The following is a 12,785-nucleotide window of genomic DNA, read 5'->3' on the forward strand; positions in this document are numbered from 1 at the left end:
ATGCTGCTGAGAGTTCGGGTGACCCTGCCGGACCGACCCGGCACGCTCGGGCAGGTGGCCCGGACACTCGGTGTCGCCGGCGCCGACATCGTCCAGGTGGTCGTGCTGGAGCGACTCGGCGGCCGGGCGGTGGACGACTTCACCGTGGTGTGGCCGGGCGCGACGCGGATGGAACGCCTGATGGCCGGCCTGGCCGCCATCCCCGGCGTACGGCTGGACGGGGTGTGGCGGGCGATCGGCGCGCCCACCACCACGGGTCAGGACGCGGAGCTGCTCGCCCAGATCGCCGCGAACCCGACCGAGGGGGTCGCCACCCTGGTCGACGCGGTGCCCGGGCTGCTCGCCGCGGACTGGGCGGTGGCCGCGGTGGTGCCCGTGGACTGGGCCGCACACCGCGGCGGCGGGGGCGAGGCCACCGTCGGGCACGCGAGCTGGCGGGCTCCGGTCCCGCCCCGGCTGCCGGAGGTGACCCCGCTGCGGGCCCGGGCGATGACCGGCCCGGACTTGCGCCACTACGCGGTCGCGCCGTTCGGCCGCGCCGGCCTGGTGCTGGTGGTGGCGCGGGACCGCGCCGAGCCCCTCGCGGCCGCCGCGTTCCACTCCACCGAGGTGGACCGGCTCTCCCAGTTGGTCCGGGCCAGCGCGGTGATCCTCGGCGACCGGTTGGACCTGGTCGGCGCGCCGCCCGTGACGACCATCACCTGACCGGTTCCCACCCCGTCACCGCCGGGCAACGGCGGCGCAACAGCCGGGCGGCAGGGTCTGGGGTGAGGAAGGGAGCGAAACATGGCGCTGTGGCGGATCCGAGCCACCGTGGACGACCGGCCGGGCTACCTGTCGGTGCTCACGGCGAGCCTCGCGTTGCGCGGGGTCAACATCCTCACCGTGCAGGTGCACACCACCGAGGTGGGGGCCGTCGACGACTTCCTCGTCGACGCACCCGAGCAGCTCACCGAGGCGGACCTGCGGGCCGCCGTCGAGCGGGGACGGGGACGGGACTGCTGGGTCGCGCGCAGCGAGGCGCGCGGCCTGGCCGACCAGCCCACCCGGGTGCTCGGCCTGGCCACCCGGCTGGCCCGCGATCCGGAGGCGGCCGGCGAGGCGCTGCGTGCGCTGCTCGGCGCGGACACGGTCACCTGGCGGCCGGCGCCGGCCGGCCAGCTCGGCGGGGTGGGCGCCCACACGATGCTGCTCGCCGATCCGTCCGGCGGCTGGTACGAGCTGCGCCGCGGGGAGCCGACGTTCACCCCGGCCGAGTACGCCCGGGCGCAGGCCCTGGTCGAGCTGGCCGCGGCCGTTGCCCGCCGGGACGCCGACCGGGCCACCCTGGTGCTGCCCGACTCGGCCGAGGTGCTGGTCCGGCCGGCGACCGAGGACGACCTGCCCGGCGTGGTGCGGCTGCACGAGATCTGCTCGGACCGGAGCCGGCAGCGGCGGTACCTGGGCGGGTCGGCCCTGCCGTCCCCGGTCCGGCTGCGCCGGCTGCTGGAGCCGGCCCGGGGGCTCACCCTCGTCGCCATGCCCGGCTCCGGCGGGGAGGCGGAGGCCGTCGTGGCGATGGCCAACCTGGTCGGCGAGGGGGACGAGGCGGAGGTGGCCCTGCTGGTCCGGGACGACTGGCAGCGGCGCGGCCTCGGCTCGGCCCTGCTGCGGCGGCTGCTCGGGCACGCCGACCGGGCCGGCTACGCCGCCGTGCTGCTGCACGTGGCGGCCGCGAACACGCCGATGCTGCGCACCGTACGCCGGCTGGGTCGGCCGACGTCGGTGCAGCGGGACGGCGAGGTGCTGGCCGTGACTGTGCCGCTGGACGCCACTGCCCTCCGCGCCGACGTGCCCCGGCCCGCCGGCGTGACCGTACCCACGCGACGGTCGTACTGACTCCCGGCAGGGCCCCCGGTGCGGAGGCCCTGCTCGGGTCTGGCTCAGGTGGTCGGGTAGCTGCTGTAGTCGGGGAAGTTGCCGTAGAGCCGCCCGCCGCCCACCGTGACCGCCTGCACCAGCAGGTCACCGCCGACGAAGGCACCCTTCCAGGATGCGCCGCGGCCGCCGAACGGCTCCTGCCGGTCGCCCCGGGAGCGGGGCTTGTTGATGCCCACCTTGAACGCCTGGAGGTCGACCGCCAGCTTGCCGGCATGTTCCTCGTCGTCGCAGGCCAGGGACGCGACCAGCGCGCCGTTGGAGGCGTTCATCTGGGCCAGCAGCTCGTCGGTGGTGTCCACCACGACGATGGTGTCCACCGGGCCGAACGGCTCGGCGTGCATCAGCCGGGACCGCCCGGGCGGGGCGAGCAGCACCGCCGGCGCCGCGTACGCGGAGGTGTCCTGCCCCTCGAGGAAGGGCGCGCGGTCGAGCTTGCCCCGGTGCAGCGGCACCGCGCCGCCGCGTACCGCCTCGTCGACCTTGCGGCGCAGCTCCTCGGCCTTGGCCGCGCTGATCAGCGGGCCGAAGTCCAGCTCGGGCAGCGGGTCACCGGCCGACCAGTCGTCGTCGACGGCGAGCGGGTGTCCGAATCGGATCGAGCGAACCACCGGCAGGTAGATGTCGAGGAACTCGTCGACCAGGTCGCGCTGGACCACGAACCGCGGGTACGCGGTGCAGCGCTGCTTGCCGTATTCGAAGCCCTTCTTCAAATGGGTGGCGAGCAGGTCCCACTGGGAGAAGTTCCAGATCCCCCAGGCGTTGAGGCCTTCCTGCTCGATGAAGTGTCGCTTGTCGGAGTCGAGCAGCGCCGCGGCCACCTTGCCGCCGTTGGAGCGGCCGCCGACGAACGCCACCGCGCCGATCTCCGGGGCGCGCACCAGGACCTCGGAGAGCTCCTCGCCGCCGCCGGACAGCAGGGTGGCGGGCAGTCCCGCGCGACGCAGCAGCGCGTGCGCCACGGTGAGGCAGGCCGCGCCGCCCTGCGACGGGGTCTTGGCGATCACCGCGTTGCCGGCGAGCAGCTGCACCAGCTCGGCGTGGACCAGGACGCTCATCGGGTAGTTCCAGGAGGCGATGTTGCTGACCGGCCCGGGCAGCGGCTCACGGCCGTCGGCGAGCATCCGGTCGATCTCCCGCACGTACCAGCGCACGCCGTCCAGGGCCCGGCCGACGTCGGCGCAGGCCAGCCGCCACGGCTTGCCGATCTCCCAGACCAGCAGCATGGCGAGCAGGTCGCGGTGGGCGGTGAGTGCGTCGAGGGCCTCGGTGACCCGGGCCTTCCGCTCGGCGAGCGGGGTCCGCGCCCAGTCCCGGTGGTCGGCGGCGGCATGGGCGACCGCCCCGCGCGCCGCGTCGGCGTCGAGGCGGGCCAGGTGCAACAGGACGGTGTTGTCGACCGGGGTGCGCACCGGGGTCGGGGCGCCGACCGCCCGCCACTCGCCCTCGATCAGGTTGTGCAGGACGGCGCCGCCGCCGGGCGCCGTGCCGAAGGCCTCCGGTGCGGCGGCCACCGCGCGGGCGAGAGTGTCGGACCAGGAGGTGCCGTCGGCGATTCTGAGAGCCATCGCGATCTCCTCAGGGTTATCCGGGGAGCGGCGGCGTCGATGGCACCGCTGGTGTCGCGTACTGTCCCGCGTCGCCGAGCGCGCGGGCAACCGTACGCTCGTATACCAGGACACCGGCCCCGCCGGTCGGCTCCGCCCGCGGAACATCGCGGCCCTCGTCCCCGGGCTCCTACCTGGGGATACGCCGACAGGCTGTCGATGTCTGTCGATGATGTGATCCAGCTCAGGTGGCGTCGGCCGGATCGCCCATCGGTGCGGATCATCGCCTCGGCCGGTTCGGCCGGGAAGGGCTGCCTCGGATACGCGGAACCGGCCGCCGGAGCGAGTCCGACGGCCGGTTCCCGGGCTGGCGCGTACGTCAGCTGGTGAAGGTGATCTTGTCCCGGCGGCGACGCAGGACGGTCAGGGCGACCCCGCCACCGATGAGGGCGACGCCGGTGAGCGCCATGCTGGTCGCGGCCACACCGGTCAGCGGCAGGCCGCCGCCGGTGTTGCTGCCGCCACCGCCGCCGGTCGAGTCGCCCGGCGAGGGCGGGGTGTCGGACGGGTTCCCCGAGTCGCCCGGCGTCGGGTTCTCCGAGTCGCCCGGGGTGGGTGTCGGCGACTCCTCGCCCGGAGTGGACGGCGTCGGGGTCGGCGACTCCTCGCCCGGGGTGGACGGTGACGGTGACGGCGACTCGGACGACTCGCACGGGCTCAGCCAGAAGACCTTGGACTTGCCGTTGGCCGACTTGCCGCCGATCAGGTTCACGTCGAGCTTGAGGTGGTAGCCCTGCTTCGGGTGCAGCTTCAGGCCCGTCAGGTCGAGGTCGTTCGCGGAGAGCCTGATGACCTCGTCGTGGTCGTTCTCCGCGCCGGAGGCCGGGTCGTCGCTGATCAGCACGTCCTTCTGCGACCAGACGACCTTGTCCCTCGGGGTGGCGGACGGCGCCTGCGCCCAGAGCGTGATGTCCGCCCGCTGGTCCTGGTCGAAGTTGAAGAACTCCAGCTCGAACTCGCAGGTGACGTGCGGCTGGTTGTCCACCTTGTCGGTGAACGGCATTCCGTCGATCTTGACGGTGCCGTTGTCGCCCGGCGGGTTGTGCGGGTTGCCGGCGGCCCAGGCCGGGACGGCGAGCCCGAGCAGGGCCGTGGCCGCGGCTGCGGCGAGGGCCGTGCGCGCCACGTGCCGACGCTGTGGCATGAGGAATCCTCCATGATCGGGAGAGGGGACGGCCCATGATCGCATGCCACCCCCGCACCGAGGACATCGGACGATCGGGCTGACCGGTCGGGCGGGTCGTCTTCCCAAACCGGCGCCGCGGTCATTACATTGTCGTCTATCCATGGGAGCGCTCCCGCGCCTCGTGGTCCACCCCACCACCGCCCCGCACGGCGGCGCCGGCCACCGGCCCCGTCCGGCCGATCGGGCCGCCGTGCGGCGCCACCCACAGGAGCTCGCCATGTCCCGACTGATCCCGCCGCCACGTGCCCGGTCCCGGCTCCGCCGCCTGCTCGCCGCCGGCGCCGCACTGGCCGCCGGCCTCGCCGCCGCCGTCACCGCCCCGCTCCCGGCCTCCGCCGCGCCCACCTTCAACTACGCCGAAGCGTTGCAGAAGTCGCTGTTCTTCTACGAGGCGCAGCAGTCCGGGAAGAAGCCGACCTGGAACCGGGTCTCCTGGCGGGGCGACTCGGCACTCACCGACGGCGCCGACGTCGGTCTCGACCTCACCGGCGGCTGGTACGACGCCGGCGACCACGTGAAGTTCGGCTTCCCGATGGCGTTCAGCGCCACCATGCTGGCCTGGGGCGCGGTCGAGTACCGCGCCGGCTACGCCGCCTCCGGCCAGCTGCCGCACCTGCTCAACAACCTGCGCTGGGTCAACGACTACTTCGTGAAGGCGCACCCCGCGCCGAACGTCCTCTACGGACAGATCGGCAAGGGCGACGACGACCACCGGTGGTGGGGGCCGGCCGAGGTGCTGCCGATGGCGCGGCCCGCGTACAAGATCGACGCGAGCTGCGGTGGCGCGGACCTGGCGGGGGAGACGGCGGCCGCGATGGCCGCCTCGTCGATGGTCTTCCGCCCGACCGACGCCGCCTACGCCGACAAGCTGCTCGGGCACGCCAAGCAGCTCTACACCTTCGCCGACACGGTGCGGAAGAGCTACCACGAGTGCATCACCGACGCGACCAGCTTCTACCGGTCGTGGAGCGGCTACCAGGACGAGCTGGTCAGGGGGGCGATCTGGCTCCACCGGGCCACCGGTGACGCCACCTACCTGGCCAAGGCGGAGAGCGAGTACGACAAGCTCGGCACGGAGCCGCAGTCCACCACCCGCTCCTACAAGTGGACCATCGCCTGGGACAACAAGCAGTTCGGGGCGTACGTGCTGCTGGCCAACCTGACCGGCAAGCAGAAGTACGTCGACGACGCCAACCGGTGGCTCGACTGGTGGACCGTCGGCGTCAACGGCTCGCGGGTGAACTACTCGCCCGGCGGGGAGGCGGTGCTCGACTCCTGGGGATCGCTGCGCTACGCCGCCAACACCGCCTTCGCGGCGCTGGTCTACAGCGACAGGACCACCGACGCGACCCGCAAGGCGCGCTACCACGACTTCGCCGTCCGGCAGATCAACTACGCGCTCGGCGACAACCCGCGCAACTCCAGCTACGTCATCGGCTTCGGGACCAACGCCCCGAAGAACCCGCACCACCGCACCGCGCACGGCTCCTGGTGGGACAGCCAGACCGTGCCCACCGAGACCCGGCACGTGCTCTACGGCGCGCTGGTCGGCGGCCCGTCGTCGGCCAACGACGCCTACACCGACAGCCGGTCGGATTACGTGATGAACGAGGTCGCCACCGACTACAACGCCGGCTTCACCTCCGCCCTGGCCCGGCTGGTGACGGAGTACGGCGGCAACCCGCTCGCCGGCTTCCCGACCGCCGAGCAGCCGGACCTGGACGAGCTGACCGTGGAGACCACGGTGATGCAGGCCGAGCCCCGGGGCACCGGACTCAAGGTGATGATCTACAACAAGTCGGCCTTCCCGGCGCGGGCGCTGACCACCGGGAAGTTCCGCTACTACTTCCGCCCCGACGGCGCCGGTCCGGTGCAGGTCACTCCCGGCTACACCCAGGGCTGCCCGTCGCCGACCACGGCTCGTCAGCTGTCCGGTGACATCTGGTACGTCGAGGTCGACTGCACCGGCTACACCATCGCGCCGGCCGGGCAGTCGCAGCACCGGATGGAGGTCCAGTTCAAGGTCGGCGTGCCGGAGGGCGGCACCTGGGATCCGACCAACGACCCGTCGTACCAGGCCACCGCCGGGCCGAACCGGAAGGTGCCGCTCTACTCCGCCGGCGTCTGGGTCTGGGGCGAGGAGCCGGGGCCGGGCACCCCGGACACCACCCCGCCCACCGTGCCCGGCACCCCGGTCGCGTCCGGGCTCACCTCCACCTCCGTCACGCTGACCTGGGCCGCTTCCACCGACAGCGGGGGCAGTGGCCTGGCCGGCTACGACGTGAGCCACGAAACGGTCGGCAGCGACGTGGTGGTGAAGTACCCGACCAGCACCAACACCCTGACCGTCAGCTCGCTCCAGCCGGCCCGGACGTACCGGTTCCGGGTGAGCGCTCGCGACAACGCCGGCAACCAGTCGGCGTCCTCGCCCGCGGTGCAGGTGACCACCCCAGGCGGGAGCGGCTCGGACACCACCCCGCCGACGTCGCCCGGCGCCCCGACCGCCTCGGCGGTCGGCCCGAACGGGTTCACCCTCACCTGGGGCCCAGCCACCGACAACGTCGGCGTCACCGGCTACCGGGTCTACCGGCAGACCTGGCCCGCCGACACCCTCGTCACCACGGTCACCGGCACCACGTACGCCGCCACCGGGCTGACCCCCGCCACCACCTACGTCTACTACGTGGTCGCGGTGGATGCCGCCGGCAACGCCTCGGCCCCGTCGCCCACGGTCACGGTGACCACGGCGCCGGCCCAGAGCACCGCGCCGTGCAAGGTCGACTACGTGACCAACGACTGGGACACCGGGTTCACCGCGAACATCACGCTCACCAACACCGGTACGACCTCGATCAACGGCTGGGCCCTCGCCTTCACCTTTCCGAACACCGGGCAGAAGGTGGGCCAGGGCTGGTCGGCCAACTACACCCAGACCGGCGCCGCGGTGACCGCGACGAACCTGTCGTACAACGGGATGCTCGCGCCGGGGACGTCGACCAGCTTCGGCTTCAACGGCACCCACACCGGCACCAACCCGAAGCCCACCAGCTTCACCCTCAACGGCACCCCCTGCACCGTCTCCTGACGGCCTGCCCTCGAGATCTTGGACAGTTGCCGTTCGCCCGGAACGGCAACTGTCCAAGGTTCACTCCTCGGGACGCCAGCCGGCGGCGAGGAGAGCGCGGCGGAGCGACTCGGCGACCTCGTCGGGGTGGGCGCGGACCAACCACGCGGGGAAGCGGAGGATCCGATCGCCGGTCGTCCAGACGTCGTTCTGCCGGCGCATGTCGTCGGCCCAGTGCCGGACGTCCATGTGGTGATCTCGTCGGGCAGCACCAGACGCTGCTGGCACGCCGACGGGCAGGGTGCGCAGCAGCCGGCCCGCTCGTCGGTCCGCCGGCACGAGCACGTGCAGCGGCTTCCGCCGCAGCCCCGTACGCCGGCCTCGGCAGCGGCGGTCGGGCCAGCCAGCACGGCACGCGGGCCGGCGGCCAGTACTGCCGCCCAGAGCTCCTGGTCCCGGGTGAGGCGACCGTTGTTCGTGAGCAGGAGTCCCCGGCAGATCGACCGCCAGCGCCCGGAGCGGACCAGGCCCCGTACCGTGCCCGCGGTCAGCAGACGGGTCGCCTGGGCAGTGGTCAGTACACCGGCCTGCTCGAACGCCAGCCACTCCAGCGCGCCCGCCTCGTCAGGGGGAAGAGCTCTCACCACCCGCCCGAGTCTGCGCGCGGGACGGTGCTTCCGCCGTCCCGTCCGCAACCGCCCGCGGATCTTGGACATTTGCCGTTCGGTGTGAACGGTAAGTGTCCAAGAATCCGGGCAAGCTGGCCTGGTGGAGCGGGCGTTGCTGACCGTGGGGCACGGGGCGGCCGATCGGGAGCGGCTGGGAGAGCTGTTGGGCGGGGCCGGGGTGGCGCTGGTGGTGGACGTGCGGCGGTACCCGGCCAGCCGGACCAACCCGGACGTCCGGAGCGAGGCGCTCGAACACTGGCTGCCGGAGCGGGGCATCGACTACCGCTGGGAGCCCCGCCTCGGCGGTCGCCGGCACGTGCGCGCCGGGGAACCGGAGCCGGACACCTGGTGGCGGGTCGCGGCGTTCCGGGCGTACGCCGCGTACACCCGGACGCCCGAGTTCGACGCGGCGCTGGAAGAGGTGCTCGCCGACGCGGCGCACCGGACCACCGCGGTGATGTGCAGCGAGAGCGTCTGGTGGCGCTGCCACCGACGCCTGATCGCCGACGTGGCGGCGCTCGGTCACCGGGTGCCGGTGCGGCACCTCATGCCGGACGGGCGGCTCAGCCCGCACCGGCCGGCCGAGGGCGCCCGCCGCCTCCCCGACGGCCACCTGATCTGGGACCGCTGACCCGGTCGGGCCTCGGCTGGGATCGGTGACCCGGGTTGCCCGTGGTTCCGCAGGCGCTCGGGTCCCGCGGAAAGCGGTGGCCTCGGCCGGCCACGGGCCGCTAGCGTCCGCGCATGGTCGAGCTGATCGCCCCCACCGCCCGCCTGCACCGGTCCTGGCTCGCCGCCCGGGACGACTGGGGCCGCGGCGTCCACCAGGACGGCGCCGGGCTGGGCCCGACCGACGAGGTGGACTCGCCGGAGGGCTTCGCGACCTGGGTGAGCGGGCTGCGGGACGGCACGGACGAATCCCGGGTGCCGGAGGGGCGGGTCCCCGCGATCTACTGGTGGATCGTCGAGGGCGACGAGGTGCTCGGCGCGATCTCCCTGCGGCTGCGACTCAACGACTTCCTGCTGCGTGCCGGCGGCCACATCGGCTACGGCGTGCGCCCCGCCGCCCGGCGCCGGGGCGTGGCGACCTTCGCCCTCGGCGCAGCGCTCACCGAGGCGGCATGGCGGGGCATCGACCCGGTCCTGATCACCTGTGACGAGCACAACGAAGCCTCGGCCCGCACCATCGAACGGCACGGGGGAGTGCTCGAGGACGTCCGGGACACCGAACTCGGGCGCCTCCGACGCTACTGGATCCGGACCGCCTGACCGCAGTCAGTCGGACAACTCGTCGGCGAGCAGGTCCATCAGCAGGCCGTCGTGCCAGCGGCCGTCCGCGCCGCGCTCGTAGCGGCGCATGATGCCCACCGGGCGGAAGCCCACCTTCGCGTACGCCCGGATCGCCGCGGTGTTCGCCGCCGCCGGGTCGATGGTGAACCGGTGGTGCCCGTGCTCGTCGATCAGGTGCCGGAGCAGGGTGCGGATGGCATCCCCGCCCAGGCCCGCGCCGCGTACCGCGGGGTCGAGGAAGAGGTCGAGGCTGGCGTGCCGGTAGTCGGGCTCGGTCTCGGCGGACCACTGGATCGCGCCGACCACCCGGCCGTCGTGCTCGACGGCGTAGACGGTCAGCTCGTCGTCGGCCAGGTCGGCGCGGATCTCCCCGGCCAGGTCGTCGCCGCCGCGCCACCAGCGTCGGACCTCCGGGGTGGCCCGGATCGCCGCGAGGGCGGGCACGTCCTCGTCCGTCGCCGGTCACAGCGTCACCACCCGCCCCCGCAGCACCGGTCAGCTCCGGATCTCGCCGTGTTCGACGCAGGCCGCCGCCCAGCCGGCCGGCAGCACCTGCACCTTCATCCGGCGGCGACAGTGGGCGCAGTAGCGCGGCGGCTCCAACGCCCGGGCCGCCGCACACGCCTCGTGCCCGCCGACCGCGGCGTCCTCACCGCAACGGTCACACCACGACTGGCTCACGGTCACCTCTGTCTCACAGGGTCGCGGAGAGCGCCTTGACCGGCATCTTCAGGTCGTCCAGCAGCTTCAGGTCGTCGGTCGCCGACCGGCCCAGCGTGGTCAGGTAGTTGCCGACGATGACCGCGTTGATGCCGCCGAGCAGGCCGTCCCGGGTGCCCAGGTCGCCGAGGGTGAGCTCCCGGCCGCCCGCGTACCGGAGGATGGTGCGCGGCATGGCCAGCCGGAACGCGGCGATGGCCCGCAGCGCGTCCTTGCCCTCCACCACGGGGCGGTCGCCCAGCGGGGTGCCCGGGCGCGGGTTGAGGAAGTTCAGCGGGACCTCGTGCGGGTCCAGCTCGGCGAGCTGCGCGGCGAACTCGGCGCGCTGCTCCACCGACTCGCCCAGGCCGAGGATGCCGCCGCAGCAGACCTCCATGCCGGACTCGCGGACCATCTTCAGGGTCTCCCAGCGCTCCTCCCACGAGTGCGTGGTGACCACGTTCGGGAAGTAGGAGCGGCAGGTCTCCAGGTTGTGGTTGTAGCGGTGCACGCCCATGTCGACCAGCTCGTCGACCTGCTCCTGGGTGAGCATGCCCAGCGAGGCGGCGACCTGGATGTCGACCTCCGCCTTGATGGCGGCCACGCCCTCGCGCATCTGCTTCATCAGCCGGGCGTCGGGGCCACGCACGGCGGCCACGATGCAGAACTCGGTGGCCCCGGTCGCGGCGGTCTGCTTCGCCGCCTCGACCAGCGAGGGGATGTCCAGCCAGACCGAGCGGACCGGCGAGGTGAACAGGCCGGACTGCGAGCAGAAGTGGCAGTCCTCCGGGCAGCCGCCGGTCTTCAGCGAGACGATGCCCTCGACCTCGACCTCCGGGCCGCACCACCGCATCCGTACCTCGTGGGCGAGCTGGAGGGCGGCGGGCAGGTGCTCGTCGGGCAGGTTGAGTACGGCGAGGACACCGGCCTCGTCGAGGCCGACGCCGTTCTCCAGCACCTGGGTCCGGGCCTGGTCGAGGATCTCTGGCATGGCTCGTACCCTACAAGGCTGCCGGACGGCGATGAACGGGCTCCGGGCGCTGGTCGGGGAGGTTGTCGGCCAGCAGTGCCCGGGCCGGCGGTGGCGCGGCCGGGTCGCAGGAGTGGATCCGCCGGAGGGCGGCGGGCGGGTGGTAACTTCGCCCCGCGGAAGCGGGTCGACGGCAGGGGAGTGACGGTGGCGGACTGGCTGGCGGCGCTGCACCGCCGCGCCGAGCTGCGGGCGAAGGCGGGCCTCACCCGCCGGCTGTATCCGCGCGCCGCCGGCGACGCGGTGGTCGACCTGGCCGGCAACGACTACCTCGGCCTGGCCGCCCACCCGGAGGTCACCGCCGCGGCGGCGGAGGCGCTGACCGCGTACGGGCTGGGCGCCACCGGGTCACGGCTGGTGCGCGGCTCGACCGACGTCCACCATGCGCTGGAGAACGCCCTCGCGGAGTGGCTCGGCACCGACCGGGCGCTGGTCTTCTCCTCCGGCTACCTGGCGAACCTCGCCGCCGTCCGAGGCCTGGTGCAGCCGCGTACGCTGCTCGTCTCCGACGCCCACAACCACGCCTCGCTGATCGACGGCTGCCGGATCTCCGGCGCGGAGACCGTGGTCACCCCGCACGCGGACGTGGCCGCGGTGGAGGCGGCGTTGGCTGCGGCGCCGGGCCGACCGGCGGTGGTGGTCACCGAGTCGGTCTTCTCCGTCGACGGCGACCTGGCACCGCTGGCGGCGCTGCACGCGGTGGCCCGCCGGCACGGCGCGCTGCTGCTGGTCGACGACGCGCACGCGCTCGGCGTCACCGGCCCGGCCGGGGCCGGCGGGGTGGCCGCGGCGGGGCTGGCCGGCGAGCCGGACGTGGTGGTGACCGCGACCCTGTCCAAGGCGCTCGGCGGGGCCGGCGGCGTGGTGGCCGGCCCGGCGGAGTTCGTCCGGCACCTGGTGGAGACCGGGCGGACGTTCATCTTCGACACGGCGCTGCCCCCGGCGGTGGCCGCCGGGGTCTTCGCCGCGGTCCGGTTGGCCCGAGCCGGCGACGACCTGCGCGCCGAGCTGGCGGAGCGGGCGGCCCTCGCGGTGCGCCGGCTGGGCGCGGCCGGGCTGGAGGTCTCCGCCCCCGACGCGGCGGTGGTGTCGGTGACCGCGCCCGGTCCGGAGGCGGCGACCGCGTGGGCGGCCGACTGCCGGGACCGGGGCGTCGCGGTGGGCTGCTTCCGGCCGCCGTCCACCCCGGACAGCCGTTCCCGGCTCCGGCTGACCATCAGCGCCGGGGCGACCCGGGCGGACTTCGCCCGGGCCCTGGACGTCATCGTGGAGTGTGCACCGTGAGCGCGAGGAGTGAGCCGGTGTTGCGAGCCCCGCAGTCGCG

Annotated in this window: 11 protein-coding genes and 1 pseudogene; 6 read left to right on the forward strand and 6 right to left on the reverse strand. The window is 73.8% G+C overall.

The window, feature by feature from the left end:
- Together ACNAVT_RS05870 and ACNAVT_RS05875 are read left to right on the forward strand one after the other, a co-directional pair.
- Entirely contained in the window at window positions 1-705 is a 705-nt protein-coding gene (locus ACNAVT_RS05870; RefSeq protein ID WP_416293544.1) for an amino acid-binding protein, read from the forward strand.
- An 81-nt stretch (window positions 706-786) separates the two neighbouring features.
- Complete coding sequence (locus tag ACNAVT_RS05875) at window positions 787-1,878, forward strand: GNAT family N-acetyltransferase (protein WP_416293546.1); 1,092 nt, start codon at window positions 787-789, stop codon at window positions 1,876-1,878.
- A gap of 44 nt (window positions 1,879-1,922) precedes the next feature.
- Here ACNAVT_RS05875 and ACNAVT_RS05880 read toward each other — a convergent pair whose 3' ends face one another.
- Window positions 1,923-3,485, reverse strand: a complete 1,563-nt coding sequence (locus ACNAVT_RS05880) for an aldehyde dehydrogenase family protein (RefSeq protein ID WP_416293548.1) — start codon at window positions 3,483-3,485, stop codon at window positions 1,923-1,925.
- A 358-nt stretch (window positions 3,486-3,843) separates the two neighbouring features.
- Entirely contained in the window at window positions 3,844-4,668 is an 825-nt protein-coding gene (locus ACNAVT_RS05885) for a hypothetical protein (RefSeq protein ID WP_416293550.1), read from the reverse strand.
- 259 nt (window positions 4,669-4,927) lie between these two features.
- Between ACNAVT_RS05885 and ACNAVT_RS05890 the strand changes: the two genes are divergently transcribed.
- Window positions 4,928-7,795, forward strand: a complete 2,868-nt coding sequence (locus tag ACNAVT_RS05890) for a glycoside hydrolase family 9 protein (RefSeq protein ID WP_416293552.1) — start codon at window positions 4,928-4,930, stop codon at window positions 7,793-7,795.
- 60 nt (window positions 7,796-7,855) lie between these two features.
- On the opposite strand, the gene ACNAVT_RS05895 is transcribed toward ACNAVT_RS05890, so the two are convergent.
- The gene (locus ACNAVT_RS05895; RefSeq protein WP_416293553.1) at window positions 7,856-8,023 is read right to left on the reverse strand and encodes a hypothetical protein; all 168 of its coding nucleotides are present in this window, start codon (window positions 8,021-8,023) and stop codon (window positions 7,856-7,858) included.
- A gap of 519 nt (window positions 8,024-8,542) precedes the next feature.
- Between ACNAVT_RS05895 and ACNAVT_RS05900 the strand changes: the two genes are divergently transcribed.
- The gene (locus ACNAVT_RS05900; protein WP_416293555.1) at window positions 8,543-9,073 is read left to right on the forward strand and encodes a DUF488 family protein; all 531 of its coding nucleotides are present in this window, start codon (window positions 8,543-8,545) and stop codon (window positions 9,071-9,073) included.
- A gap of 113 nt (window positions 9,074-9,186) precedes the next feature.
- Window positions 9,187-9,711 (forward strand): GNAT family N-acetyltransferase, encoded by a 525-nt coding sequence (locus ACNAVT_RS05905; RefSeq protein ID WP_416293557.1) that lies wholly within the window; start codon window positions 9,187-9,189, stop codon window positions 9,709-9,711.
- 6 nt (window positions 9,712-9,717) lie between these two features.
- On the opposite strand, the pseudogene ACNAVT_RS05910 reads toward ACNAVT_RS05905, so the two are convergent.
- The 3 genes and pseudogenes from ACNAVT_RS05910 to bioB all read right to left on the reverse strand — a co-directional run.
- A pseudogene (locus tag ACNAVT_RS05910) lies at window positions 9,718-10,194 on the reverse strand (GNAT family N-acetyltransferase); the annotation flags it as partial.
- Window positions 10,195-10,227: 33 nt separating this feature from the next.
- A complete protein-coding gene (locus ACNAVT_RS05915) occupies window positions 10,228-10,419 on the reverse strand; it encodes a hypothetical protein (protein WP_416293558.1) in 192 nt (63 codons plus the stop codon).
- Window positions 10,420-10,426: 7 nt separating this feature from the next.
- Window positions 10,427-11,422, reverse strand: coding sequence for a biotin synthase BioB (gene bioB / locus ACNAVT_RS05920; RefSeq protein WP_416293560.1), 996 nt, complete (start codon window positions 11,420-11,422; stop codon window positions 10,427-10,429).
- 186 nt (window positions 11,423-11,608) lie between these two features.
- On the opposite strand from bioB, the gene ACNAVT_RS05925 reads away from it, so the two are divergent.
- Window positions 11,609-12,745, forward strand: coding sequence for an 8-amino-7-oxononanoate synthase (locus tag ACNAVT_RS05925; protein WP_416293562.1), 1,137 nt, complete (start codon window positions 11,609-11,611; stop codon window positions 12,743-12,745).
- The last annotated feature ends 40 nt before the right edge of the window (window positions 12,746-12,785 follow it).

Origin of the sequence: Micromonospora sp. SL4-19 (genome assembly GCF_047921475.1) — a bacterium.
GTDB lineage: Bacteria > Actinomycetota > Actinomycetes > Mycobacteriales > Micromonosporaceae > Micromonospora.

What these genes read in the sequence shown, in the direction of transcription:
- ACNAVT_RS05880 (WP_416293548.1), bottom strand. Translation starts at nt 3,485, where the DNA reads ATGGCTCTCAGAATCGCCGACGGCACCTCCTGGTCCGACACTCTCGCC.
- ACNAVT_RS05875 (WP_416293546.1), top strand. Translation starts at nt 787, where the DNA reads ATGGCGCTGTGGCGGATCCGAGCCACCGTGGACGACCGGCCGGGCTAC.
- ACNAVT_RS05905 (WP_416293557.1), top strand. Translation starts at nt 9,187, where the DNA reads ATGGTCGAGCTGATCGCCCCCACCGCCCGCCTGCACCGGTCCTGGCTC.
- ACNAVT_RS05890 (WP_416293552.1), top strand. Translation starts at nt 4,928, where the DNA reads ATGTCCCGACTGATCCCGCCGCCACGTGCCCGGTCCCGGCTCCGCCGC.
- ACNAVT_RS05870 (WP_416293544.1), top strand. Translation starts at nt 1, where the DNA reads ATGCTGCTGAGAGTTCGGGTGACCCTGCCGGACCGACCCGGCACGCTC.
- ACNAVT_RS05895 (WP_416293553.1), bottom strand. Translation starts at nt 8,023, where the DNA reads ATGGACGTCCGGCACTGGGCCGACGACATGCGCCGGCAGAACGACGTC.
- bioB (WP_416293560.1), bottom strand. Translation starts at nt 11,422, where the DNA reads ATGCCAGAGATCCTCGACCAGGCCCGGACCCAGGTGCTGGAGAACGGC.
- ACNAVT_RS05885 (WP_416293550.1), bottom strand. Translation starts at nt 4,668, where the DNA reads ATGCCACAGCGTCGGCACGTGGCGCGCACGGCCCTCGCCGCAGCCGCG.